Genomic DNA, 24,096 nt, shown 5'->3' with positions numbered 1-24,096 from the left:
TGTCTGCGCGGATTTTCTGGCCGGGCGGGCGCTGGCAAAGCGCTATTGTAAATGCCCTGTCTGACGCTCTTGTCCTGCTTGCCAAGCAGGGTAAACAGGACTTGACGGCAAGGGGGAGTTTACTGCCTTATCATCCCAGCAGCCGTGCCGTGGTTTTCATTTGTTTTTTGGCGTGTTTTGCTGTGGGTGGCAGGTGCTGCGGTATCATACGACTCGCGGTGCCGGGCAGATCAAGATGCGCCTGTGCGCCTGTTCAAATTGGTCTTTTCTGAGCTGACTTCTACCCTGTGCGTCTAACCCAGATCAAACTAGCTGGTTTCAAATCCTTTGTGGACCCGACCTCCATCCCAACTCCCAGTCAGTTGGTTGGCGTTGTCGGGCCCAACGGCTGTGGAAAATCCAACATCATCGATGCGGTGCGCTGGGTGCTGGGCGAGAGCAAAGCCTCCGAGCTGCGTGGCGAGTCCATGCAGGACGTGATTTTCAATGGCTCCTCGCAACGCAAACCGGCGGGCCGCGCATCGGTTGAGCTGGTTTTCGATAATTCTGAAGGGCGGGCCTCGGGTCAGTGGAGCACCTATGCCGAGATCTCGGTACGGCGTGTCCTGAGCCGGGACGGGACCAGCAGCTACTTTCTGAACAATCAGGCTGTTCGCCGGCGTGATATTCACGACATCTTCCTGGGTACGGGCTTGGGGGCGCGGGGTTACGCCATCATCGGGCAGGGCATGATCAACCGCCTGATTGAAGCCAAGCCGGAAGAACTGCGTGTGTTTCTGGAAGAAGCCGCAGGCGTGTCGCGCTACAAGGAGCGTCGCCGCGAAACAGAAAGCCGCTTGCGCGATACCCGTGAAAACCTGCTGCGAGTGGAAGACATTCAAAGAGAACTGGATGCGCAGTTGGAGAAATTGCAGGCGCAGGCCGAAGTGGCACGCCAGTATCGTGACTTGCAGCAAGACGGTGAGCTCAAGCAAAACCTGCTGTGGCTGCTGAAAGAGTCCAATGCACAGAGCGATCAAAAAGCCCGTTTCCTGGCGATTGAACAGGCTCAGACCAAGCTGGAAGAATCCATTGCCGGTTTGCGGCATGCCGAATCCACGTTGGAGTCGCAGCGACAAGCTCATTTACAGGCTGGCGATGCCTTGCATCTGGCGCAAAGCCAGTTGTATGAGGCAGGCTCTCAAGTGTCCAGCCTGGAAGCGGAAATCCGCCACGTGCTGGATTCGCGTAGCCGTATGGCGCAGCGCCGCGAGCAGCTGGAACAACAGCAGCACGACTGGATTGAGCAACAGGAGCATTGCCAGCTGGAGCTGGAAAACAGCGAGCAGCAACGCGAGGAAGCAGCGGTAAAGCTGGAAGAATTACAGATTCTGCTGGAGGAGGCGCAAGGCGCCTTGCCCGATCTGGAGCTGCGTGTACGCGAACAGGCCCAGCGTCGGGACGAAATGCGCATGGCTTTGGCGCGTCTGGAACAGAGCTTGGCCCTGGCTGCGCAATCACAGCGTGATGCCGACCGCCAGATTCAAGGCGTGGAGCAGCGTCAGGAGCGCTTGAAGCAGGAATTGCGCGAACTCAATGCCCCGGACCCGGACAATCTGGAGCGCCTGCAAGGCGATCTGAACATGCTGCAAAATCAGCTGCAGCAAGCTCAGGAACATATGCAGCATCTGGAGGCCCAGCTTCCTCGACTGGAAGAGGAGCGCAAGAAGGCGCAGGAGCAAGCCTTGCAAGGCGGGCAGGATATGGCCCGTCTGGAAGCACGTCATCTGGCCTTGAGTCGTTTGCAGGAGGATGTGGCGCGCAAGGGAACTCTGGAACCCTGGCTGGCCAAGCATGGACTGGAGAACATGAAGCGTCTATGGCAAAGCCTGGACGTGGAAAAAGGCTGGGAAACCGCGCTGGAGGCTGTGCTGCGCGAGCGCATGACGGCCTTGGAGCTGCGCCGCCTGGATATGGCCGCAGCTTTCGCCAGTGATGCACCACCGGCCCGTTTAAGTTTTTATCAGTTGCCCGAGGCGGGAGCGCCGGCCAAGCCTGCCCTGGATTTACCCTTGTTGACTTCGGTGTTGCGACAGCAAGAGGGTGGCTTGCGCAGCTTGCTGGATAATTGGTTGCACCAGGTTTATGTCTGTCAGGATTTGAAGCAGGCCCTGAGCTTGCGCGATCAACTGACAGAGCAAATGGCAATCGTGGTGCGTGACGGCCATTTGGTGGATAAGCACAGCATTCGCTTTTATGCACCCGACTCCGAACAAGCCGGGATGCTGGCACGTCAGCAGGAAATTGCTCATCTGGAGCGCGAGCTGCGCGGCGCTCAACTGATTGTCGATGAACTGGGCCATACCAGCACCCAGGCCGAAATGGCCTTGCAGCAAGTGCGTAACGGCCTGGTTCCGGCCCGAGCCCGCGTGGGCGAGCTGACAGCTCGGATGCACGATGTGCAGCTGGAGCACTCCAAGTTGGCCCAACAGGCGCAGCAGTCGCAAGAGCGTGGTAGCCGCATCAACGAAGAGTTGGAAGAACTGGCAGTACAGCGCGAAGAGCTGCAGGCGAACCGCGAGGAATTCGAGGCCCGCTTTGAAACGCTGGATGAAGAGCTGGCCGAACATCAGGGCGTGTTTGCCGAAGCGCAGATGGAAGGCGAGAAGGGCGCCGAACAGGCAGAACAGGCCCGCCGTACCGTACACGAGCGTGAGCGCGCCGTGCATGATGCCCAATTTGCCGAGCGTGCTTTGGTGCAGCGCATGGCCGAACTGCAGCGCAATCTGGCCCTGGCGCAGGAGCAGGCACAACGCACGGCCGGTCAGCTGGAAGGTTTGCAAGGCGAACTGCTGGATCTGGATGCGTCCGCCGCACAAGCCGGTTTACAAGATGCCCTGGAGTTGCGTGCCGAACGTGAAGAAGCCGTTCGTCTGGCAAAAATTCAACTCGATACGCTGGCTGCCCAATTGCGTGAGCATGAACAGGCCCGTGCCGAGAACGAAAAGAATCTGGCCCCCTTGCGCGAGCAAGTCACTGAATTGCAGTTGCAGGAACAAGCGTCGCGTCTGGCGGTCGAACAGTTTGCTGAACAGCTGGACAGCAGAAAGGTAAACCGTTCCGAACTGTGGAGCTTGTTACAGGAAAAGACACCGGAATGGCAGCGTGTGGGCTGGTTACAGTCTGAAGTGCAGCGCATCTCGCGCCAGATTGAAGGCCTGGGTCCGGTGAACCTGGCGGCCCTTGAGGAGCTGACTACGGCCCAGGAACGCAAGACCTATCTGGATGCTCAGCATAAAGATTTGAGTGATGCCATCGAGACTCTGGAAGATGCGATTCGCAAGATTGACCGCGAGACTCGCCAGTTGCTCATGGAAACATTCAACATCGTTAATCAGCACTTTGGCGAGCTTTTCCCAAGGCTATTTGGTGGTGGAGAGGCTAAACTGACGATGGTGGGCGATGAAGTGCTGGAAGCTGGGGTGCAGGTCATGGCTCAGCCACCAGGCAAGCGCAATAGCACGATTCATTTGCTCTCTGGTGGTGAAAAGGCATTGACAGCGACAGCGCTGGTTTTTGCCTTCTTCAAGCTCAATCCCGCACCCTTTTGTTTGCTGGACGAGGTGGATGCGCCACTGGATGATGCGAATACCGAACGCTATGCCAATCTGGTGGCCAGCATGAGTGACCAAACCCAGTTTTTATTTATTTCTCACAATAAAATTGCCATGCAGATGGCCAAACAACTGATTGGGGTCACCATGCAAGAGCAAGGTGTATCCCGAATTGTGGCAGTGGACGTAGACGCTGCCATGCAAATGAGCAGTGTGTAAGCCTGTTTTTTTTAATCCGCTAGTGTTGATTCGACGGAACTGACAATGAGTGATTTGCAAATCGCACTGATTTTATTGGGCATTTTGCTCATCTTGCTCGTGGTGGTCTTTAACTGGTGGCAAGACCGCCGAGTGCGCCAGCAGATGCAAAGCCAATTCCCGGATGGGGATACCGATCCCTTGATGAGCCAGCTCACCGAGCTGGAGCGCCGCGAGCCCAGCATGACGCGTGGCGGCGATTCTGCGTCTGCTGACGGTGAGCACGATGCGGCCGAGGCCGACTGCACGACCGAGGCCGTTATCGATATCAGTTTCAGCCAGCCCGTGGATGCTCAGGATCTGGCTCAGGCCTTGCAATCGGTATCGCGTACCGGTGCCAAGCCTGTGCGTTATTTCGCGGAATGCGAAGGGGGCGGTCATCGTGCTCGCCTGCGTTCGGGCGAGTCCTACGCCAGCATGCAGATTGCCGTTTTGCTGGCCAACCGTAGTGGCCCCTTGTCGGCGATCGAGTGGTCGCAGGTCTGGATGGCTGCGCAAGCGCTGGCACAGCAGTTTGATGGTTCGGTAGAAGGTCCGGAACAGGATGATGTGCTGCGTCGTGCGGCTGCCCTGGATAATACCTGCGCTGATCTGGATGCCCTGGTGGGCGTGTCGGTGCGCTTGCCTGGCCCCATGCCTGCCTCGTCCGTGATTCAAATGGTCAAGGATGCCGGCTTTCTGCCCTTTGGCCAGCAACTGGCCTGGTTGGCAGATTCGGGACAGCCCCGTTTCACCGCCATGTTCGATGGTGCTCAGCCCAAAGATATTCAGTCGGCCAGCATTGAGCGTATCGACTTGCTGCTGGATTTGCCCAACAGTCCGGCGGACGATCATGCCTTCAGCCGCATGGCAACGGTGGCCCGTGATCTGGCCAGCCGTCTGGACGGCGTGGTGCTGGATGATCAAGGTCGCCCCTTGCCCGAGAGCACCGACCAAAACATTGATGAACAACTAAGTAATCTGTACGAACGCCTGGAGCAGGCTGGCTTTACAGCAGGCCAGGAACGTACAGGCAGGATTTTTTCGTGAGCTTGAAGCGAGTACAGCAGTTACATGAAGAACTGGCCCAGCATAACTGGGCCTATTACGTTCAGGATGCGCCCAGCATTTCGGACGCGCAATACGACGCATTGATGAACGAGCTGCTGGCGCTGGAAGCCGAGCACCCGGAATGGATTACTCCGGACTCGCCCACACAGCGTGTGGGTGCAGCGCCTCTGGATGGTTTTGATACGGTTCAGCACGCTGTCCCCATGCTGTCCTTGGGTAATGCCTTTGATGCTGAAGAAGTTCAGGCCTTTGACAAGCGTGTCGCCGATACCCTGGTCGAGGCAGGTGTGGTGGGACTGGATCGTCGGGTAGATTATCTGGCCGAATACAAGTTTGACGGTCTGGCGATCAGCTTGCGCTATGAGCAAGGCCTGTTGGTACAGGCATCGACTCGCGGTGATGGCACCACGGGCGAGGACGTCACCAGCAATATTCGCACCATCAAGTCCATTCCTCTGCGCTTGCGTGGCGAGGCGGCACAATTGCCCGCCGTGCTGGAAGTGCGAGGCGAGGTTCTGATGAACCGGGCGGACTTTGAGCGCCTGAACGAGAACCAGACCAAGCGTGGCGAGAAAGTATTTGTGAATCCGCGCAATGCGGCCGCAGGCAGCTTGCGTCAGCTGGACCCGAAAATAACTGCTAAACGGCCTTTGCGCTTTTTCGCCTATGGTTGGGGTGAAGTCAGCCCCATGCCTGCCGCGAATCAGCCACAAAGTGCCTTGTTTGCGGAACCCGCTGGTGAGGCACTGCCTCGTGATACCCAATCGGGCATGATGGACTGGCTGGAAAGCCTGGGTATGCCGTTGAGCCGCGACCGTAAAGTCGTGAAGGGCGTGCAGGGCCTGCTGGATTTCTATGGTGAAACCCAGCAACGTCGTCCCGGTTTGCCCTTTGAAATTGACGGTGTGGTCTACAAGGTCAACTCTTTGGCTGCGCAGCGTGTTCTGGGCTATGTGGCCCGTGCGCCGCGCTTTGCCGTTGCTCATAAATTCCCCGCGCAAGAAGAAATGACGCGTGTGGAGAGTATCGAGTTTCAAGTGGGCCGTACCGGGGTTGTCACACCCGTCGCGCGTTTGAAGCCGGTGTTTGTGGGCGGTGTCACAGTCACTAATGCCACGCTGCATAACGAAGACGAAGTGCGTCGTAAAGATGTGCGAGCGGGCGATACCGTCGTGGTACGCCGTGCCGGTGATGTGATCCCTGAAGTGGTTGCTGTGGTGTTGGAGCAGCGTCCCGAGAGCAGCGTGCCTTTCGAGATGGTCAAGGAGTGTCCAGCTTGTCAGTCGGCACTGGAGCGTCTGGAAGGAGAGTCTGCCTGGCGTTGTACTGGTGGTCTGATTTGTCCTGCCCAGCGCAAGCAAACCCTGATTCACGCCGCCAGCCGTAAAGCGCTGGATATTGAAGGCTTGGGTGAAAAGCTGGTGGATCAGTTGGTGGAAACCGGGCTGGTGCATACCTTGGCCGATATCTTCAAGCTGCAAGTCGAAAAGTTGGTGCTACTGGAGCGTATGGGACGCAAATCGGCCGAGAATCTGATCGAGGCGATTGATAAGGTGCGCGAGCCGGCTTTGAATCGCTTGATTTACGCCTTGGGCATTCGCCATGTGGGTGAGACCACGGCGCGCGATCTGGCACAGCATTTTGGCTCCTTGCAGGCATTGGAGCAGGCTGATGAAGAAGCGCTGCTGCAAGTCAATGAGGTGGGCCCGGTTGTAGCGGCTTCCGTGCGGCACTTTTTCCAGGAGCCGCATAATCGTGAGGCCCTGGATGCGCTGCTGGCGGCTGGGGTCATACCTCAACAGGCGCAAGCCCGCGCCAATAGCGCTAATCTGCCGCTGGCGGGCAAAACGGTGGTCATTACGGGTACGCTACCCAGCATGAGCCGGGACGAAGCTACACGTCGTGTATTGGAAGCAGGGGGCAAGGCCAGTGGCTCGGTCTCCAAAAAGACGGCCTATGTGCTGGCAGGTGCAGAGGCGGGTTCCAAGCTCACCAAGGCGCAGGAGTTGGGCGTGACTATTCTGGACGAAGCCCAGTTCCTGGCTTTACTGGCGGGTGAATAGCGCAGGGGGAAGAAGTGAAGTTCTGCCACCTTGCAGGCTTAGCTTTTTTGCCAAGAGTCTATGAGTCAGCAGGATATTTGCTCTGGTAGCTATTTTTCGACTTTTAGGCAGTGCGCTAAGCACGCTCTGCCTTTTGTTTTAATGCGCGTTGAATAGTCCTGGTGGTGGTTCAGCAGTGATCTGGGCTTTTAATTACCGCATGAACGACCTGCACAACAAACAAATATGGCGCCATTGAGGCGCCATATTTGTTTTTCCTGCCAGCTGCTTTATCGGGAAAACAAAGCGGCTGTCAAAGCCATTACTTGATGTTGGCTTCTTTCAGGATTTTCTGCTGGTACTCAGCCAGCTTGCGCTGACGCATCATTTCTTCCAGCTGAGGCTTCACTTCGGCCATGGCGGGGAAGGTCACAGGGCGAGCATCGTCCACCTGGATGATGTGCCAGCCAAACTGCGACTGCACAGGTGCAGCGCTCAGCTCGCCTTTTTTCATCTTCTCTACAGCCTGAGCGAACTCGGGCACGTAGGTGGAGCTAGGAGCCCAGCCCAGATCGCCGCCTTGCTGGCCGCTGCCGGTGTCGATGGAGTCTTTCTTGGCGGCATCAGCAAAGCTGATTTTCTTGGACTTGATCTTGGCCAGCAAATCTTTGGCGGCAGCTTCGTCCTTGACCAGAATGTGGCGCACCTTGTATTCCTGCTGACCTTCTTCCATCGCCTTGATGGTGTTGTATTCCTTGGTCAGGTCGGCGTCGGTGACGGGGTTCTTTTTCAGGTAGTCAGCCATCAGGGCACGGACCAGAATGCTCTGGCGGGCCAGTTCCAGCTCTTGCTGAACCTGGTTGGTCTTGTCGATACCGGCTTTTTCAGCGGCTTGCACCACAGCCAGACGGTTGACCATTTCCTGTTTGACTTGCTCACGCAGCTCGGGCGAGTCCTTGGCGCCTTGCTCGACCAGAACGGCGACGAACTGATCCAGGTCTTTTTGCGTGAGGTTTTTGCCGTTTACGGTGGCAATCGTCTGTGCATAGACGGGAGCAGCCATAGCGCAGGTCAGGGCAAATGCGGCAATACGTTTCATGAGCATCCTTAAGCGGTGGTTTTGGCTTGAATAGCCAATGCGTGAATCGGGAAAGGCATTAGATCGTGGACGCGATCATACACAAGTCTGTGTCGTGCCAGTGTTGAAATTCCATCAAATTGTTTCGAGGCGATGATCACCCGAAAGTGGCTTGCACCACCTTGTGCACCGGCGTGGCCAGCGTGCAGATGGGACTCATTGATGATGTCCAGCTCCGACGGTTCCAGTGTCTGGAGCCGTTCGTGAATCAGGGAAGCAAGTGCGTCTGTCATGGCGAAATCAAGATTTTGGGGGAGTGGAGTTGTCGGAAGAGTCTTGCAGGTAGCGGCCCAGCCACAAGGATTGGGCAACGACAAACACCAGCATCAAACCCAGCAGGCCGAAGGCCTTGAAGTTGACCCATTGGGATTCGGTAAAGTGGCCCGAGAAGGCAACGTACAGATTGACCAGGCCCATGGCGACAAAAAAGCTTGCCCAGACCAGGTTTAATTTGTCCCAGACATGGCCGGGCAAGACCAGATGGGTGCCCATGAATTTTTGCATCAGATTGCGATGCATCAGGTAACGTCCGCCCAGCAGTACCAGAGCAAAGATCCAGTACAGCACCGTGGGTTTCCAGCGGATGAAGACATCATTGTGGAAAAACAGGGTGGCACCGCCAAAGACCACAATGACGGCCAGATTGATCCAGTGCGAGGTCTCGATCGCCTTGCGGGTGAGCTTCAGCCACAGTATCTGCAGGACCGAGGCGGCCATGGCCACGCCGGTGGCGACATAAATGTCGGAGAAGCGAAACGCCAGAAAGAACAGTACGAGCGGGAATAGATCAAATAAGAGCTTCTTCATGCTTCGGGTTCAAAAGTCATGGATAGAGAGTTAATGCAATATCGTAGCCCAGTGGGTGGGGGACCGTCTTCAAAGACGTGCCCCAAATGAGCATCGCAGACATTGCAAAGCACTTCGGTACGGCGCATGCCGTGACTGGTATCCAGCTCCTCGCGCACATTGTCCGGGTTCAGGGGCGTGAAGTAGCTGGGCCAGCCGCAACCGGCATCAAACTTCGTGTCCGAGGCAAACAGGGGCGTGCCGCAACCGACGCAGCGGTAGATGCCGGGCGTGGTGGTGTCCCAGTAGCGACCGGTAAAGGGGCGCTCCGTCCCTTTCTGACGGGTGACATAGAATTCTTCGGGGCTGAGCTGGGCGCGCCACTCAGCGTCTGTTTTACGTACTTTTTCCACGTGTGCTGCCTTATGAAAAACAGTTCAATGCCTACAGGAGGTGCAGTCCTACATAGTAATCGACAATTAGAGTGCGTTTGGAACAGAGGGTTCCAAAGTGCAGATCTTCCTGACCTCCAGTGGGCTCTCCAGTGAAGAAAATCGCGGCACAGGGCACTTAATTAGTGAGCTATCACTTTAGTTAGTGCACTATTTAAACTTTTAATATTTAAGGTAAACACCAATATCTGAAATTCTCGTGACTTGATACGTTTCTGGTATGTGCTGGTGATTATCTGTATTACGATTTTTTGACCGTTGAATCGGTCCACAACAATGAACAAAATTTGGGAGAAAAGGATGAACTGCATTACTACTGGTCGCCTGACGACATTGGCTGCAGCCCTGGCCTTGAGCCTGCCCGTGGCCGTGTCCGCGCAGATCAAGGTGGGTGTGACGGTGGCAGCGACAGGACCGGCGGCCTCGCTGGGCATTCCTGAGCGCAATACAGTCAGCCTGCTGCCTACTGAAGTGGCCGGCCAGAAAATCGAGTACATCGTTCTGGACGATGCAACCGATACCACCGTAGCCGTACGCAATATGCGCAAGCTGATCACCGATGACAAAGTGGACGTGGTGATCGGTACTTCCGTGACCCCTGGTTCCCTGGCCATGGTGGACGTTGCCGGCGAAACCAAGACTCCCATGATCAGTGTGGCCGCCAACGCCAAGATTGTTGATCCTGTGGAAGGCGCCCGTACCTGGGTGTTCAAGACCCCTCAGAATGACCAGTTGATGGCCGGTGCTCTGGCCGATGCCATGGTCAAGCAGAACGTCAAAACCCTGGGCTTTATCGGCTACAACGACGCCTACGGTGACGGCTGGCTGAACGTGATTACCGAAGCCGCTCAAGCCAAAGGCATCAAAGTGCTGGGCGCCGAGCGCTATGGCCGTAACGACACCAGCGTGACCGGTCAGGTTCTGAAGCTGCTGGGCACCAAGCCTGATGCCGTTCTGATCGCCGGTTCCGGTACCCCTGTTGCCTTGCCTCAGCGCGAGCTGAAAGGCCGTGGCTACGCTGGCATCATTTACCAGACACACGGTGCCGCCAACAGCGACGTGCTGCGTGTGTGTGGCAAAGACTGTAACGACATGATCTTGCCAGCCGGTCCATTGCTGGTTGCCGAACAACTGCCTGACAGCAGCTCGGTGAAAAAGACCGCCATGGACTACAAGGAAAAATACGAAGCCAAATACGGCGCTGGTTCCATCAATACCTTTGGTGGTCACATGTGGGATGCCGGTCTGCTCGTGACCGAAGCCATTCCGGAAGCCCTGAAGTCCGGCGCCAAGCCAGGTACCCCCGAGTTCCGCGCAGCCCTGCGTGATGCTCTGGAGCAAACCAAGGAACTGGCTGCTTCCCAAGGTGTGTTCAATATGTCTGCAACGGACCACGCCGGTCTGGACAAGCGTGCCCACGTGATTGTGAAAGTGGTCGACGGTAAATGGACGTATCAGCCTGATCTGTAATATCTGACAGGCAAAAACCGGCTCAAGAGCCGGTTTTTTCCAAGGCGGGTGCTGGCTGATCCTGGCACCCGTTCCCGCTACAGGCCTGCGTTTGCCGTAAGCCCTTTGCCCTTTTTGTTGTACAGGATGTTGTCCGACATGGATACCACCATCGCTTTAATTTTGTTGCAGGATGGCATATTGAATGGCGCCATCTATGCCTTGCTCGGGCTCGCCCTGGTTCTGGTTTTCCTGGTTACCCGCGTTATCTTTATCCCGCAAGGTGAGTTCGTCACCTTTGGCGCCTTGACCCTGGCCTTTGTGGTCAATGGCCGCATGCCGGGAACCGTTATTTTGCTATTGATCGCTGGTGCGCTGGTGTTCTTGCTGGAGTTGCTCTCTGCCTTGCGCAGCCGCAGCCTGGCCGGCATGCCCCGCAAGTTTCTGGTCAATATCGTGATCCCCGTCGCGGTTTACTTTGCCGCTCCCGCCATTGTCAGCTCGGAGCTGCCATTGTGGGTGGCCGTGCTGTTCTCGCTGGCGGTGGTGATTCCTCTGGGCCCTATGGTCTACCGCCTGGTATACCAGCCTATCGCCGAAGCCAGTGTGCTGGTGCTGCTGATTACCTCGGTCGCCGTGCACTTCGCGCTGACGGGTCTGGGCCTGGTGTTCTTCGGTCCGGAAGGCTGGCGCACGCCTCCCTTCATGGAAGGTGAGGTGTCCCTGGGGGCAGTGAGCTGGTCCGCTCAAACCTTCTTTGTGATGGGCGCTTGCGTGGTCCTGATTCTGGCCTTGTGGGGCTTTTTTGGTAAGACCCTTTACGGTCGCGCCCTGCGTGCAACGGCGGTGAACCGTCGTGGTGCCCGTCTGGTGGGTATCAGTACCAATATGTCCGGATCCCTGACCTTCACTCTGGCTGCGGCCATCGGTGCCTTGTCAGGCATGCTGATTGCGCCTGTAACGACCATCTACTACGACACGGGCTTTTTGATTGGTCTTAAAGGCTTTGTGGCTGCAATCTTTGGCGGCCTGATCAGCTACCCCGTCACCCTCTTGGGTGCCTTGTTCCTGGGGGTTCTGGAAGCGTTTTCCTCTTTCTGGGCCAGTGCCTACAAAGAAGTTATTGTATTTACCATGGTGATACCGGTGTTGTTGTGGCGCTCCTTCGGTAGCAAGCACGTGGATGATGAGGAGTAAATCACATGAGACACTGGCTGACGCTACTATTTATTGCGGTTCTATTGGTTTTGCCGCAGCTGGGCGCAACGCCCGAATTCTGGATTACCCAGCTTAACTATATTGGTTTGACCAGCTTGGTTGTGCTGGGTCTGGTGTTGTTGACTGGCGTGGGTGGTCTGACTTCTTTTGGTCAGGCTGCATTTGTGGGCCTGGGTGCATACACTACGGCGTACCTGACGGCTCGCCTGGGCTGGTCGCCCTGGTTCAATCTGCTGATTGGCATGGCCATTACCATGATGGTGGCCTACATTCTGGGCGCGATCACACTGCGCTTGTCCGGTCACTTCCTGCCCCTGTGTACCTTGGCCTGGGGCCTGGCCTTGTACTACCTGTTCGGTAACCTGGAGTTCCTGGGGCAGTACGATGGTATTTCCGGTATTGCTCCTTTGGAGTTCTTCGGTATTTCCCTGTCCTCCGGTCGGGATATTTACTACCTGATCTGGGCCTTTGCCTTGCTGGCCATGTGGGGTACGCGTAACTTGCTGAACTCCCGTCCCGGACGTGCTATTCGCGCTCTGAAGCATGGCAGCGGCATGGCCGAGTCCTTTGGTGTGAACATGGCCAATTACAAGGTCATCGTGTTCGTTTACGCCGCTTTGCTGGCTTGTGTGTCCGGTTGGCTCTACGCGCACTACCAGCGCGCCGTCTCGCCCAGCCCCTTCGGTTTGAACTACGGTATTGAATACCTGTTCATGGCCGTGTTGGGCGGAGCAGGCAGTGTCTGGGGTGCCGTTCTGGGTTCGGCCCTGGTGCTGAGCCTGAAAGACCAGTTGCAGAACTGGTTGCCCAAGCTGCTCAATACCGACATCAACTTCGAGCTGATCGTTTTCGGTATCTTGATGGTTCTGATTTTGCAGTACGCGCGCGACGGTTTGTGGCCCATTCTGCACAAGGCCTGGGAACAGGTTTTCGGTGCACAGAAGCGTCATCAGGCTGCTCCCCCACAAGCCGAGGCTTTGCCTCAACGTGAGCGTCCGCAGGCCGGTTCGCTGGTTCTGGAAGTGAACAAGATTCGCAAGGAGTTCGGTGGTCTGGTGGCTGTGAATGACATCAGCTTCACCTTGAATGCAGGTCAGATCATGGGCCTGATCGGTCCTAACGGTGCGGGCAAGAGCACGACCTTTAACCTGATTACCGGCGTGCTGTCGGCCACCAGTGGTCAGGTCAGCTTTCTGGGGCAGCGGATTGATGGCAAACCTGCACGCGAGATTTCTCGTCTGGGCGTGGGCCGTACCTTCCAGCACGTGCAGTTGCTGCCAACTATGACTGTGTTGGAGAACGTGGCACTGGGCGCTCACTTGCGTCGGAATGTCGGTGTGGTGTCCGCCGTCCTGCATACCGAGCGTCGCAGCGAAGCCGAGCTGTTGCACGAAGCGGCTGTTCAGCTGCAGCGTGTGGGTCTGGGTGACTATCTGTACGAAGAGGCGGGCAATCTGGCCCTGGGCCAACAGCGTATTCTGGAAATTGCCCGTGCTCTGGCTTCTGATCCGCTGCTTTTGCTGCTGGACGAACCGGCTGCCGGCTTGCGCTACAAGGAAAAGCAGGAACTGGCCAAAGTGCTGGATCAGCTGCGTAGCGAAGGCATGAGCATTCTGCTGGTGGAGCATGACATGGACTTTGTCATGAATTTGACGGACAAGCTGGTTGTCATGGACTTTGGCACCAAGCTGGCCGAAGGTTTGCCCAAGGAAATTCAGGAAAATCCAGCCGTGCTGGAAGCCTACCTGGGTGGTATTGATGACGACCTGGATCTGGATCAGGTCAATGAGCCCGCCTCGGCAGGAGCAGCGCTATGAGTTCGGCACAATCGAAAGACATTATTCTGAAGGTAGACAATCTGGCGGCTCAATACGGCAAAGTCAGTGCCGTGATGGGTGCCAGCCTGGACGTGCGTGCCGGCAGCATTGTGACCGTGATTGGTGCCAACGGCGCCGGTAAGTCCACTTTGCTCAATTCCATGATGGGTTCTTTGCCCAGCGTGGGCCGCAGCACAGGCTCGGTGCAGTACGAAGGGCAGGAGATCAGCCATTGGGAAGTGGAGCGTCGCGTTGCGGCCGGTATTTCCCTGGTGCCAGAACGCCGCGAGCTGTTTGGCAGCATGACAGTAGAAGACAATCTGCTGCTGGGCGGTTTTCGCCTGTATCGTGCCCGCCATCCCGGTTGGCGCGACACCATGGACAAGGTCTACACCTTGTTTCCACGCTTGAAAGAGCGTCGTACACAGCTGGCAGGGACTTTGTCAGGCGGGGAGCGGCAGATGCTGGCCGTAGGTCGTGCCTTGATGGCGCAACCCAAAGTGCTGATGCTGGATGAACCCAGTCTGGGCCTGGCGCCGCGTGTGGTGCGGGAGATCTTCATGATCATCGCCCGACTGCGCAGTACCGGTGTGGCTATCTTGCTGGTCGAGCAAAACGCTCGTGCCGCTTTGCAAGTGGCTGACTACGGTTATGTTCTGGAGACGGGCGATGTGGTGCTGCAAGGGCCCGCGTCTGACCTGGCTCATAATCCCCGAGTGATAGAAAGCTATCTGGGCTTGGGGCAGGGCAAACGCGAGCAGGAAGAGGCGACAGCTTAGAAGCGGTAGCCGACCCCGATGGTGGCAACCACGGGGTCCAGCTTGGCTTTGCCAATGGACTGGCCGTTCAGCTTCACGTCTGGGCGGATGCTGATGTAACGCACGTCAGCATTCAGGAACCAGTTCTTGTCCAGCTTGTAATCCACACCGACCTGGGCTGCAAACCCCCAGCTGTTTTTCAGCTTCAGGTCGGAACCCGCCAGAGCACCGCGCGACTCGGTGTCAAAGAACATGGTGTAGTTCACGCCCACGCCCACATAGGGCTGGAAGTCGCTGTCAGGCAGGAAGTGGTATTGCAGGCTCAGGGTTGGGGGCAAGTGCTTGGTCTTGCCGATACGACCCAGATTGCTGTCGATATTGTGCTGGAAGGGGAAAGCGCCCAGCAGCTCAATACCAATATTGCGGGTGGCCATGTAAGTCAGCGAGAAGCTGGGGCGGGCATTATTGCCTACGTCCAGCTTGACGGTGCCATCAGCCACAGAGCCGTTATTGGATTTTGGGGATACCCAGGTCACGCCACCTTTGAGCAAGAAATCACCCGCTTCGTGTGTTTGGCCTTGAGGCGCGTACAAAACAGCGGCCAGTCCAACAGCAAGCAAGGACAGGTGCAGACCTGGAATCAAGTGGCGGGATTTCATAGGAGCTCCGTAGGTGTGTGTAAAGCCTACAGAGTGCATGAGGGCTGGGCCTGCGGATTTGATCCAAAGCAAGCTTCAGAGGTAGTTGGCCGCCTGACCTTGTTGTAGATCAAGTAAGCAGAATTCATGCGGGGCCAATTTGGCCGCTATGTCTGTTTTTAGCATCACCTGGTAACAGCCCGGAAATGGAAAGCCTTGGAACCTGTCCGGTTATTTCTGGGCGTTTTTCCACTTTTCGGGATGCCTGTTTATTGGGATCCTGTATCTGCCTTCCAGGCAAGGACAAGCAGGGGGAAGACGCAGGTTTGGAGCTTGGCGAATCAAGTGCTCATACATTCAGGAGTGCGTGCAGGGCTTCGTATTTATGGCTTAATTCGTTGCGGCTGAATCGCTCGACAATTTGCCCTTGTTCCAGCACATGAAACTGATCGCTGAACTCTGCCGAGAACTGCGGGCATTGTTCGGCCAGCACAATGGTGTAGCCCTCATTGCGCAGCGTGCAGATCAACTTGCTCAGTGTCTGGGCCTGCACCGGGGCCAAGCCCTCGGATACCTTGTCCAGAAGCAGCAGATTCACACCCGTGCGCAGCAAGCGCGCAATCGCCAGTATCTTTTGTTCCCCAGTAGACAGGTGGGTAGCCATATGGTGGCGACGCTGCTCCAGACTGGGCAATAGTTCATAGATTTGTACCAGCGACATTCCACCACCCAAGGCTGTTCCTATGGCAGGTGGCAGCAGGAGATTTTCCTCGCAGCTCAAGCCGGTAAAAATGCTTTGTTCGTAGGGGCTGTAGCCCACGCCCAGATCTGCCAGCTGATGCTGGTTCAGGTGAATGGCTTCGGTGCCCTGGATACGGATGGAGCCGCGGCGGCTATCCGTTAAACCCACGATGGCGCGTAGCATGGCGCTGCGGCCGGCCCGGTTGCGGCTCAAGACAGTGCAGATTTCGCCGGAAGCGACCTGCAAATTCAAACCGCGCAAGAGCGGGAACTCTCGGTGCCAGGCGTACAGATTCTCAATATCCAGGGCAGCCCGTGTCATGAGAACGCTCCTTGTCGTGAGTCGTCAATATGGGCCTGTACGTTGGCTGGTCGGCGCAGGAACCCGTTACGCGTCCTTTGCCTCTTACCGCGGTGATTCCATCGCCAGCAAACTATAGGCAGAGTCCTTCATGCGTTTCAGTATGGAAGCGCCGACGAAGCAAAACTATGCGGGTTTGTCATAGGATGGTCCGGTTTAATGCACTGTTTGGTAAACAAATGTTGTTAAACCGGGTATGTGTTACTTAAGTGTTAACGGTTTTCGGTTTGAAGTCGCACAAATCCGAGATGCCGCACTGGGGGCACTTGGGCTTGCGGGCTACACAAATGTAGCGGCCATGCAAAATCAGCCAGTGGTGAGCGTCCAGCAAAAAAGGCTTGGGTATGACTTTCTCCAGCTTCTTTTCCACTTCGACCACGTTCTTGCCGGGTGCAATGCCGGTGCGGTTCGCTACACGGAAAATATGTGTGTCTACCGCAATGGTGGGCAGGCCAAACGCGGTGTTCAAGACCACGTTGGCAGTTTTACGACCTACACCGGGAAGCGCTTCCAGAGCGGCGCGATCACAGGGAACCTTGCCTTGATGCAAGTCCAGCAGCATCTGACAGGTCTTGATGACATTGGCGGCCTTGGTCTTGTACAGACCGATGGTCTTGATGGCCTCGCGCAAGCCTTCTTCACCCATGGCCAGAATTCCTTCGGGCGTGCCATGCTCGGGAAAGAATCGGGCTGTGGCCAGGTTCACGGAGCGATCAGTGGCCTGGGCCGACAAAATCACGGCAATCAGCAGCTGAAAGGTGTCAGCGTATTCCAGTTCGGTGGTGGGTTTGGGGTTGGCAGCCTGAAAACGACTGAAAATCTCGTAGCGCTTGGCAGCGTTCATGGTGTGGTTCCGCTTGCAGTCTTGCTGGCACGGCGGGCACGGGCGCGAGCCAGGGCAGAGGCGATGGATGCCTCGCGTTTATCAGCCTGATCGGCATCATTGGCCAGAACGGGTTTATTGGCCAGGGTACGGGCCGCCAGGTCCGAGCTTTCCTTGTGGCGATTCAGCAGGCGCTCCCGGCGCTGTTCGGTATCCAGGCGTGCTTGAGCGGCCTGTTCGGCGCTCCAGTCGTCGGTGGGCACCATGCTGATGCAGTCCACCGGACAGGGTGGTACACAGAGCTCACAGCCCGTGCAGCGATCGGCCAGCACGGTATGCATCAGCTTGTTGGCGCCAATAATGGCGTCCACCGGACAGGCCTGGATGCACAAGGTGCAACCAATACAGTGTTCTTCGATAATCACCGCCCGACTGGGGCCGGTGAATTCGCCACAGGACGGATCCAGGGGCAGGGCCTCACGACCCAGCAGCTCGGCCAGGGCTTGTACGCCTTCCTGCCCGCCTGGCGGGCAGCGGTTGATGGCCTCGCCCTCAAGCGCGATGGCTTGGGCATAGGGCAGACAGGCGTCGTAACCACAGCGGGTGCACTGGGTTTGAGGGAGCAGGGCGTCAATACGCCGTATTAAGGTGTCGGACATGAATGCAAAAACGGGGCCATCTGGCCCCGTCAGAAACGGCCTAAGCCAAATATCAGTTGTGCTGACGGATGAAGTCCCTGATTTTAGGACAGATCAGCGTGCGCCAGCGACTTCCGGAGAAAATCCCGTAATGCCCACAGTTGGGTGCGGTGAATTGTTGCTTGAGTTCAGGGGCAATTTTTGCGCACAGCGCTTGAGCCGAATGGGTCTGGCCCTGGCCGGAAATATCGTCCAGTTCGCCTTCAATGGTGAACAAGGCTACGCCATCAATATCTTGTGGACGAACCTGTTCGCCATGCACGTGCCATTGGCCCTTGGGCAGGCGGTGCTCCTGGAACACAATGCGGATCGTGTCCAGATAGAACTCGGCGGGCATATCCAGCACGGCATTGTATTCGTCGTAGAAACGGCGGTGTGCTTGTGCGTCGTCATCATCACCCTTGATCAGGTGCTGATAAAAGTCGTAGTGCGAGCTGACGTGACGATCCGGATTCATGGCCACAAAGCCGGCATGCTGCAAAAAGCCGGGGTACACGCGACGGTGAGCACCGGGGTACTTGGTGGGCACGCGATGAATCAGATTGTTTTCAAACCAGGAGTAGGACTTGGTCGTGGCCAGACGGTTCACTTCCGTAGGCGACTGACGCGTGTCGATGGGACCACCCATCATGATCATGCTGCGCGGCATCACGGCCGAGCGGCGGGTCGCCATTAGCGAGACGGCAGCCAGTACTGGCACTGTGGGTTGGCAAACCGACATGACGTGCACCTTCGAGCCCAGCGCCTGGATGAACTCCTGCACATACAGAACGTAATCGTCCAGATGGAAGGGGCCGGCCGAACGGGGCACCATGCGGGCATCAATCCAGTCGGTGACATAGACGGAGTGATCGGGCAACAGCGCACGTACGGTTTCACGCAGCAAGGTGGCGTGGTGGCCGGACAAAGGGGCTACCAGCAAAATTGTGGGGTCCTGAGCGGCTTTGGGGTGATCACGCTCGAAGTGGATCAACTTGCAGAACGGCTTGCTCAGGTGTTCGACCTCGCGCACGGCAACGGTCTGGCCGTCGATCTGGGTTTCGTTCAGCCCCCAGGCTGGCTTTTCGTAATCCTTGCCGATACGGTGTACCAGTTCAGAGGCCGCCGCCAGTTGGCGCGACAGGGGCGTGTAGGCCAGTGGACTGTATGGGTTGGAGAACCATTGGGAGCTGGTGCCGGTAAAGGCAGCCAGCGGGGCCAGAAAGGACCGCTGAAGTTCGTGCAGATCGTAAAGCATAGTGTGCGCCTTGGTGTTGCCTAATTTGATACAGAGGAATGTATATGCTTATTCCTGTGGGAAACAATACGACGTTTACCGTTCCTCTGTACTTGGGATTTTCCCTTGCTGCAGTGCGGCAAGTTTTTTTATCAAAAGGCGAGATTGGGCGCAAGAGTGGCTGGATAGGAACGCAGCCACCGGGTCGGACTTCTATAGAGCGAGCGAAGGGCTTAGCGCTCCAGATACTGTAGTTTGTTCTCCACACCGTTCCAGTCGTCCGCATCTTCCAGCGGTTTCTTGGAGCGGTTGATGCTGGCAAAAATAGGCGTCAGTTCTGCGTTCAGTTCGATGAAGGGAACTTGATCCTGCGGCACATCTTCTTCAGCAAAAATGGCATTGGCCGGGCATTCGGGAATACAGACGGCGCAGTCAATGCACTCGTCCGGGTCAATCACCAGAAAGTTCGGGCCTTCACGAAAACAGTCGACGGGGCACACATCCACACAATCGGTGAATTTGCACTTGATACAGTTTTCGGTGACGACGTGGGTCATTTCAGTAACACTCCTGCGGTATCGCTAAGGCGGTCAGTCACGGCAAAGGGCCGCGGATGGGGTGCGCGACAACGCACAGGGCCTGAACGATAAAAATGGGATTTAAATCGAATCTTTCGATTTTAACGAATATTCAGCTTCTTGCTTATTGAGATGGCGCAATAGCTCACCTGCTAGATAGCTGTACGCAAGAACTGGCGCCCGTGCTATGGTTGCGCAATCAAAATCGGTAGGTTTGTGATGATCATTACCTCTTTACTTGATACGGACCTGTACAAGTTTTCCATGATGCAGGTTGTTTTGCATCATTTCCCGGCTGCGCACGTGGAGTATCGCTATAAGTGCCGTACTCCCAATATTAATTTGAGCCAGTACCTGGACGAGATTCGGGCGGAAATTCACGCACTGTGCCAGTTGCGTTTTTCAGACGCCGAGCTGGATTATTTGCGTAGCCTGCGCTTTATCAAAAGCGACTTCGTCGATTTTCTGGGCTTGTTCCACTTGCCCGAGCGCTGCATTCAGGTGCAGGCCGGTGATGTGCCCGGCGAGATCGAAATTTCGGTTCAGGGGCCCTGGCTGCACACGATCCTGTTCGAGATCCCGGTGCTGGCCATTGTGAACGAGGTTTACTTTCGCAACGAATGTCCGCAGCCGCCATGGGCAGAAGGGCGCGAGCGTCTGCAGTCCAAGATGCGGCTGGTGGTGGATGATCCGGCCCTGAGCGACTTTCGTGTGGCTGACTACGGTACGCGCCGTCGCTTTTCCAAGCAGTGGCACGAAGAAGTGGTCACTACCATGATCGAGCAGATGAAGCCGCACTTTGCGGGCACCAGCAACGTCTGGTTGGCCATGAAGTATGGGGTGACGCCGCTAGGCACCATGGGCCACGAATACTTGCAGGCTTGTCAGGCTCTGGGCCCCCGTTTGCGTGACTCGCAGATTTTTGCTCTGGAAGTGTGGGCCAAAGAGTATCGCGGTGACTTGGGTATTGCCTTGTCGGATGTCTACGGCATGGATGCCTTCCTGCGCGACTTTGACATGTACTTCTGCAAGCTGTTTGACGGTGCTCGCCATGACTCGGGTGACCCATTCATTTGGGGCGAGCGCTTGCTGGCGCACTATCAGGCCAACCGTACCGATCCACGTACCAAGACCTTGGTGTTCTCTGACGGTTTGACCATACCCAAAGCCATTGAGCTGGCCCTGCGTTTTGCCGGCCGCTGCAAGGTGTCCTTCGGGATTGGCACCAACCTGACCAATGACCTGGGCCATGAGCCCTTGCAGATTGTCATGAAGATGGTGCGTTGCAATGGCCAGCCCGTGGCGAAAGTGTCCGATGCTCCGGAAAAGACCATGTGCGACGATCCGGCGTATCTGGCGTATTTGCGGCAGGTTTTTCAGCTGCCTCCGGCTTAGAGCTTGAGGCTTCCCTTCTTGAGGTCCTTGCTGCTTGAGGCAAATGCTGCTTGGGTAGGGGAGCTAAGGGCATCGTAGTCAGTGATGCTCGTGATTTCAGGCGGGTGGCATCGTTTTAAAGCGATAAAGCTATAGCACTAAAAGTTTGAATCAAAGCCCTTTGCACACGCAAAGGGCTTTTTCATAAACACAGCAGTGCTGCCAGATGCCCACCGGCTTCCCGAGCTTGGGCAATTTTCTCTTCGCTCAAGGTCTTGGGAGCCAGAATGGCTTCTGGCGTCTGGGCGTGAAAATTGAAGATGCGGATGGGGGCGGCCAGCTCCAGCCGCCAGCCCGTACAAATCCGTTCCAGTTGCCGTTGCGCACCTTGCCCGTCGCTACCCGCACTGATCAGGGCGGAATAAGGACGCCCGTTGAGTTGATCCAGCACCTCGTAGTAGTTGCGGTCCAGACACTCTTTCATGGCACCGCTCAGACTGCCCAGATTCTCGGGCGCGCAGAACAAATAGGCGTGGGAATCGCGCAAATTCTGTGCTTGCACCTGATCACAATGCAAGCGTTTGATACAGACCTGCTCTGTCTCGCCCAGTTCTTTGAGGACCTGCAGCGCGCCTTCCTCGGCCTGTTCGGCCAGTTGACGGGCGGCGCCGGTACGGGAGTGCCAAATCAACAGAAGCTGGCGGCATGTGTTCAGACTCATAAGCTCTTACTCGCGGTGATAGACTAGCGTCTACAGTATAGAGAGCCACTTCAGCGCTGAGTGGCCACATCGACGTAATCCACATGAATCACACCGCTTCTCCCCCTATGGCCGAGTCGGCCTTCAATCCTCAATGGTTCGCGCAAGCCAGCCACGGACTGGATGAAGCAGGGCGTACGCTATTGCAGGCGGCTGCCGACTGGGCGGGGCCTATTTTGCTGGATCTGGCCGGAAGTACCGGCGAACCCTTGGACAGCCATTGCGCTCAGGTCGCGCTTATTTTGGCTGGCTTGGGTGTGGACGCTCAAACCCGTGCCAGCGCCTTGTTGGCCGTTACTCCTGCTCCTGGGCCGGAGGTCAAGCAGGACCCGGTTCAGAAAGCCTTTGGTGCCGAAGTCATGACGCTGGTACGTGGCTCACGCGCCTTGTACCGTCTGGGCTCGCTGACCGGCCAGGCCAAGGAGCAGACAGGCGGGGGCGATCAAAAGGAAATGAAGCGCAAGATGCTGCTGGCGATGGCCGCTGACTTGCGCATTGTGATGATGCGCCTGGCTTCGCGCCTGCAGTCCTTGCGCTGGTATCGGCAGTCCAAGACCGTCTGCCCGGTCGAGTTTGCGCGTGAAACGCTGGAGCTTTATACGCCCTTGGCGAATCGTTTGGGGATTTGGCAGATCAAGTGGGAAATGGAAGATCTGGCCTTTCGCTTTCTGAATCCCGAGGTCTACAAGAATATTGCCAGTAAGCTGGAAGACAAGCGCGTAGAGCGCGAAACCCTGATCAGTCAGGTCCGCGACCAACTGCTGGCAGCCTTGAAACGCGAGCATATCGTGGCTGAGGTTTCAGGCCGGCCCAAGCATATCTTCAGTATCTGGAACAAGATGCGCAACAAGCATCTGGATTTCGATCAGCTGTTTGATCTGCGCGCCTTGCGTGTCATTGTTGATGACGAGCGCAGCTGCTACCACACCCTGGCGGTGGTGCATTCGCTGTGGACGCCGGTGCCCGAGGAGTTTGACGATTACATCTCCCGGCCCAAGCCCAATGGCTACCGTTCCCTGCATACCGTTATTGCGGATGCACAGGGGCGCTGCTATGAAATCCAGATCCGCACACGCGACATGCACCAGTTCGCGGAATACGGGATGGCTGCCCATTGGCGCTACAAGGAAGCTGGAGCCCAGGGCGGACAGCAGGTGGCCGATGGTGAGGACGATAGAAAGATCGCCTGGATGCGTCAATTGCTGGCCTGGGACAGGGAGGCGTCCACCTCGAACGCTACCGAGCCTGCCCCGCAAGCAGACAGCAGCAAAGATTCGGCTTCCGAAAAGGTAGTGGAGCCCGTTGCCAGCAAGAAACCAGCTGTTGCCAGGCCTTTGAAGGCTCAGGAAGACGAACATATTTATGTGCTGACGCCGCAGGCTCGGGTTATCGAGCTGCCTGTGGGGGCGACGCCGGTGGACTTTGCCTACTACCTGCATACCGATCTGGGCCATCGTTGCCGGGGTGCGCGGGTTGATGGGCAGATGGTGCCTTTGTCCACGCGCTTGTCGACTGGTCAGACGGTAGAGATTGTGGCGGCCAAATCCGGCGGTCCATCGCGTGACTGGCTGAACGTGCAGTTGGGCTTTCTGGCCAGCCCACGCTCGCGCTCCAAGGTGCGCGCCTGGTTCAACGCGATTGAGTTGCAGCAGCGCATCTCCCAAGGCCAGAGCATGGTCGAAAAAGAGTTGCAACGGCTGGGTCGTACGGCCGTGAATCTGGAGCAGATGGCGCAACAGCTGGGCTTTGCCAAGGCGGATGACTTGTATGTTGCCGTGGCCAAGGATGAATTCAGCCTGCGCCAGGTGGATGCCTTGTTCCGTGAGGATGTGCAGGAGGAAGAACCCGTACAGCGTGTGTTTGATGCGGCCCGGGAAAGTGTTTCCAAGACCGGGAAAAGCGGCGTGCTGGTGGTGGGTGTAGATTCGCTAATGACGCAACTGGCCCGTTGCTGCCGTCCCGCACCCCCTGATCTGATCGCTGGTTTTGTGACTCGTGGCCGGGGAGTGTCCATACACCGTGCCGACTGCAAGTCCTACCAGGAACTGGCTGATCGACAACCTGAAAGGGCTATTAGCGTCGATTGGGGCGATACGGGGGATACTCAGTATCCCGTGGATCTGGCCATTGAGGCTCAGGAGCATCCCAGCCTCTTGCGTGATCTCTCGGAAGTGTTTGCCCGCCTGCGTTTGAACGTAACGGGTATCAACACCTTGAGTCGCCGCTCGTTGACGCGCATGATATTTACTATTGAAGTGCGTGATGGCGAGCAAATTCAAAAGGCTTTAGCGGCCTTGAACGAGTTATCGGGCGTCAGCGCCCGCCGCTACTCGTCCTGAACTGCTA

At 56.8% G+C, this 24,096-nt stretch carries 20 protein-coding genes; 9 read left to right on the top strand and 11 right to left on the bottom strand.

The genetic code is table 11. From position 1 onward, the window contains the following. The first annotated feature begins 287 nt into the window (after positions 1-287). The 3 genes from smc to ligA are packed head-to-tail and all read left to right on the top strand — an operon-like array spanning position 288 to position 6,964. The gene (gene smc, locus OSH04_RS04150; protein ID WP_266107982.1) at positions 288-3,812 is read left to right on the top strand and encodes a chromosome segregation protein SMC; all 3,525 of its coding nucleotides are present in this window, start codon (positions 288-290) and stop codon (positions 3,810-3,812) included. Positions 3,813-3,857: 45 nt separating this feature from the next. After that, the gene (locus OSH04_RS04145; protein ID WP_035272478.1) at positions 3,858-4,880 is read left to right on the top strand and encodes a cell division protein ZipA C-terminal FtsZ-binding domain-containing protein; all 1,023 of its coding nucleotides are present in this window, start codon (positions 3,858-3,860) and stop codon (positions 4,878-4,880) included. Further along, a complete protein-coding gene (gene ligA, locus OSH04_RS04140) occupies positions 4,877-6,964 on the top strand; it encodes an NAD-dependent DNA ligase LigA (protein ID WP_266107981.1) in 2,088 nt (695 codons plus the stop codon). The genes OSH04_RS04145 and ligA overlap by 4 nt, the downstream gene beginning before the upstream one ends. Before the next feature lie 301 nt (positions 6,965-7,265). On the opposite strand, the gene OSH04_RS04135 is transcribed toward ligA, so the two are convergent. The 4 genes from OSH04_RS04135 to msrB are packed head-to-tail and all read right to left on the bottom strand — an operon-like array spanning position 7,266 to position 9,280. Then, entirely contained in the window at positions 7,266-8,042 is a 777-nt protein-coding gene (locus tag OSH04_RS04135) for a peptidylprolyl isomerase (protein ID WP_026483124.1), read from the bottom strand. An 8-nt stretch (positions 8,043-8,050) separates the two neighbouring features. Then, the gene (locus OSH04_RS04130; RefSeq protein WP_088450531.1) at positions 8,051-8,314 is read right to left on the bottom strand and encodes a BolA family protein; all 264 of its coding nucleotides are present in this window, start codon (positions 8,312-8,314) and stop codon (positions 8,051-8,053) included. 7 nt (positions 8,315-8,321) lie between these two features. Beyond that, positions 8,322-8,888 (bottom strand): septation protein A, encoded by a 567-nt coding sequence (locus OSH04_RS04125; RefSeq protein WP_266107980.1) that lies wholly within the window; start codon positions 8,886-8,888, stop codon positions 8,322-8,324. Beyond that, positions 8,885-9,280, bottom strand: a complete 396-nt coding sequence (gene msrB / locus OSH04_RS04120) for a peptide-methionine (R)-S-oxide reductase MsrB (protein WP_009456637.1) — start codon at positions 9,278-9,280, stop codon at positions 8,885-8,887. Before msrB ends, OSH04_RS04125 begins: the two co-directional genes overlap by 4 nt. 339 nt (positions 9,281-9,619) lie before the next feature. Between msrB and OSH04_RS04115 the strand changes: the two genes are divergently transcribed. The 4 genes from OSH04_RS04115 to OSH04_RS04100 all read left to right on the top strand — a co-directional run bounded on the left by OSH04_RS04115 (position 9,620) and on the right by OSH04_RS04100 (position 14,582). Then, positions 9,620-10,789 carry an ABC transporter substrate-binding protein gene (locus OSH04_RS04115; protein WP_009456635.1) on the top strand — a complete coding sequence of 390 codons (1,170 nt, stop codon included), beginning with the start codon at positions 9,620-9,622 and terminating at the stop codon, positions 10,787-10,789. 138 nt (positions 10,790-10,927) lie between these two features. After that, entirely contained in the window at positions 10,928-11,965 is a 1,038-nt protein-coding gene (locus OSH04_RS04110) for a branched-chain amino acid ABC transporter permease (RefSeq protein WP_035272757.1), read from the top strand. Positions 11,966-11,970: 5 nt separating this feature from the next. Beyond that, positions 11,971-13,803, top strand: coding sequence for a branched-chain amino acid ABC transporter ATP-binding protein/permease (locus OSH04_RS04105; RefSeq protein ID WP_052159445.1), 1,833 nt, complete (start codon positions 11,971-11,973; stop codon positions 13,801-13,803). After that, entirely contained in the window at positions 13,800-14,582 is a 783-nt protein-coding gene (locus OSH04_RS04100) for an ABC transporter ATP-binding protein (protein WP_026483121.1), read from the top strand. The genes OSH04_RS04105 and OSH04_RS04100 overlap by 4 nt, the downstream gene beginning before the upstream one ends. On the opposite strand, the gene OSH04_RS04095 is transcribed toward OSH04_RS04100, so the two are convergent. The 6 genes from OSH04_RS04095 to fdxA form a co-directional block, all read right to left on the bottom strand. Continuing rightward, entirely contained in the window at positions 14,579-15,220 is a 642-nt protein-coding gene (locus OSH04_RS04095) for an OmpW/AlkL family protein (RefSeq protein ID WP_009456629.1), read from the bottom strand. The two genes, OSH04_RS04100 and OSH04_RS04095, sit on opposite strands and share 4 nt — an antisense overlap. 328 nt (positions 15,221-15,548) lie before the next feature. Continuing rightward, positions 15,549-16,262, bottom strand: a complete 714-nt coding sequence (locus OSH04_RS04090) for an ATP-binding cassette domain-containing protein (protein WP_226349210.1) — start codon at positions 16,260-16,262, stop codon at positions 15,549-15,551. Positions 16,263-16,506: 244 nt separating this feature from the next. After that, positions 16,507-17,145, bottom strand: coding sequence for an endonuclease III (gene nth, locus OSH04_RS04085; RefSeq protein ID WP_026483118.1), 639 nt, complete (start codon positions 17,143-17,145; stop codon positions 16,507-16,509). After that, positions 17,142-17,783, bottom strand: coding sequence for an RnfABCDGE type electron transport complex subunit B (locus OSH04_RS04080; RefSeq protein ID WP_009456623.1), 642 nt, complete (start codon positions 17,781-17,783; stop codon positions 17,142-17,144). The genes nth and OSH04_RS04080 overlap by 4 nt, the downstream gene beginning before the upstream one ends. A gap of 52 nt (positions 17,784-17,835) precedes the next feature. Further along, complete coding sequence (locus tag OSH04_RS04075; protein WP_083053269.1) at positions 17,836-19,059, bottom strand: polyhydroxyalkanoate depolymerase; 1,224 nt, start codon at positions 19,057-19,059, stop codon at positions 17,836-17,838. Positions 19,060-19,271: 212 nt separating this feature from the next. Next, the gene (gene fdxA, locus OSH04_RS04070; RefSeq protein WP_009456619.1) at positions 19,272-19,595 is read right to left on the bottom strand and encodes a ferredoxin FdxA; all 324 of its coding nucleotides are present in this window, start codon (positions 19,593-19,595) and stop codon (positions 19,272-19,274) included. A 240-nt stretch (positions 19,596-19,835) separates the two neighbouring features. Between fdxA and pncB the strand changes: the two genes are divergently transcribed. Next, positions 19,836-21,011 carry a nicotinate phosphoribosyltransferase gene (gene pncB, locus OSH04_RS04065; protein WP_035272486.1) on the top strand — a complete coding sequence of 392 codons (1,176 nt, stop codon included), beginning with the start codon at positions 19,836-19,838 and terminating at the stop codon, positions 21,009-21,011. A gap of 181 nt (positions 21,012-21,192) precedes the next feature. Here pncB and OSH04_RS04060 read toward each other — a convergent pair whose 3' ends face one another. Then, positions 21,193-21,711, bottom strand: a complete 519-nt coding sequence (locus tag OSH04_RS04060) for a flavodoxin family protein (RefSeq protein WP_266107977.1) — start codon at positions 21,709-21,711, stop codon at positions 21,193-21,195. Between the two features lie 83 nt (positions 21,712-21,794). Here OSH04_RS04060 and OSH04_RS04055 point away from each other — a divergent pair, with 83 nt between their 5' ends. Continuing rightward, positions 21,795-24,089: a RelA/SpoT family protein gene (locus OSH04_RS04055; RefSeq protein ID WP_031232614.1), complete on the top strand. Its 2,295-nt coding sequence runs from the start codon at positions 21,795-21,797 to the stop codon at positions 24,087-24,089. The last annotated feature ends 7 nt before the right edge of the window (positions 24,090-24,096 follow it).

Origin of the sequence: Alcaligenes nematophilus (assembly GCF_026344155.1) — a bacterium.
GTDB lineage: Bacteria > Pseudomonadota > Gammaproteobacteria > Burkholderiales > Burkholderiaceae_B > Alcaligenes > Alcaligenes phenolicus.
Note: the sequence above shows the minus strand (reverse complement) of the source record. Positions and strands in the feature narration are given on the sequence as shown.

Excerpts from the sequence above, each read along its gene's own strand:
- OSH04_RS04105 (WP_052159445.1), top strand. The coding sequence starts at position 11,971 with ATGAGACACTGGCTGACGCTACTATTTATTGCGGTTCTATTGGTTTTG.
- OSH04_RS04130 (WP_088450531.1), bottom strand. The coding sequence starts at position 8,314 with ATGACAGACGCACTTGCTTCCCTGATTCACGAACGGCTCCAGACACTG.
- OSH04_RS04090 (WP_226349210.1), bottom strand. The coding sequence starts at position 16,262 with ATGACACGGGCTGCCCTGGATATTGAGAATCTGTACGCCTGGCACCGA.
- pncB (WP_035272486.1), top strand. The coding sequence starts at position 19,836 with ATGATCATTACCTCTTTACTTGATACGGACCTGTACAAGTTTTCCATG.
- OSH04_RS04115 (WP_009456635.1), top strand. The coding sequence starts at position 9,620 with ATGAACTGCATTACTACTGGTCGCCTGACGACATTGGCTGCAGCCCTG.
- fdxA (WP_009456619.1), bottom strand. The coding sequence starts at position 19,595 with ATGACCCACGTCGTCACCGAAAACTGTATCAAGTGCAAATTCACCGAT.
- OSH04_RS04095 (WP_009456629.1), bottom strand. The coding sequence starts at position 15,220 with ATGAAATCCCGCCACTTGATTCCAGGTCTGCACCTGTCCTTGCTTGCT.
- OSH04_RS04145 (WP_035272478.1), top strand. The coding sequence starts at position 3,858 with ATGAGTGATTTGCAAATCGCACTGATTTTATTGGGCATTTTGCTCATC.
- OSH04_RS04110 (WP_035272757.1), top strand. The coding sequence starts at position 10,928 with ATGGATACCACCATCGCTTTAATTTTGTTGCAGGATGGCATATTGAAT.
- OSH04_RS04075 (WP_083053269.1), bottom strand. The coding sequence starts at position 19,059 with ATGCTTTACGATCTGCACGAACTTCAGCGGTCCTTTCTGGCCCCGCTG.
- OSH04_RS04135 (WP_026483124.1), bottom strand. The coding sequence starts at position 8,042 with ATGAAACGTATTGCCGCATTTGCCCTGACCTGCGCTATGGCTGCTCCC.
- OSH04_RS04055 (WP_031232614.1), top strand. The coding sequence starts at position 21,795 with ATGAATCACACCGCTTCTCCCCCTATGGCCGAGTCGGCCTTCAATCCT.
- OSH04_RS04100 (WP_026483121.1), top strand. The coding sequence starts at position 13,800 with ATGAGTTCGGCACAATCGAAAGACATTATTCTGAAGGTAGACAATCTG.
- OSH04_RS04125 (WP_266107980.1), bottom strand. The coding sequence starts at position 8,888 with ATGAAGAAGCTCTTATTTGATCTATTCCCGCTCGTACTGTTCTTTCTG.
- OSH04_RS04080 (WP_009456623.1), bottom strand. The coding sequence starts at position 17,783 with ATGTCCGACACCTTAATACGGCGTATTGACGCCCTGCTCCCTCAAACC.
- OSH04_RS04060 (WP_266107977.1), bottom strand. The coding sequence starts at position 21,711 with ATGAGTCTGAACACATGCCGCCAGCTTCTGTTGATTTGGCACTCCCGT.
- nth (WP_026483118.1), bottom strand. The coding sequence starts at position 17,145 with ATGAACGCTGCCAAGCGCTACGAGATTTTCAGTCGTTTTCAGGCTGCC.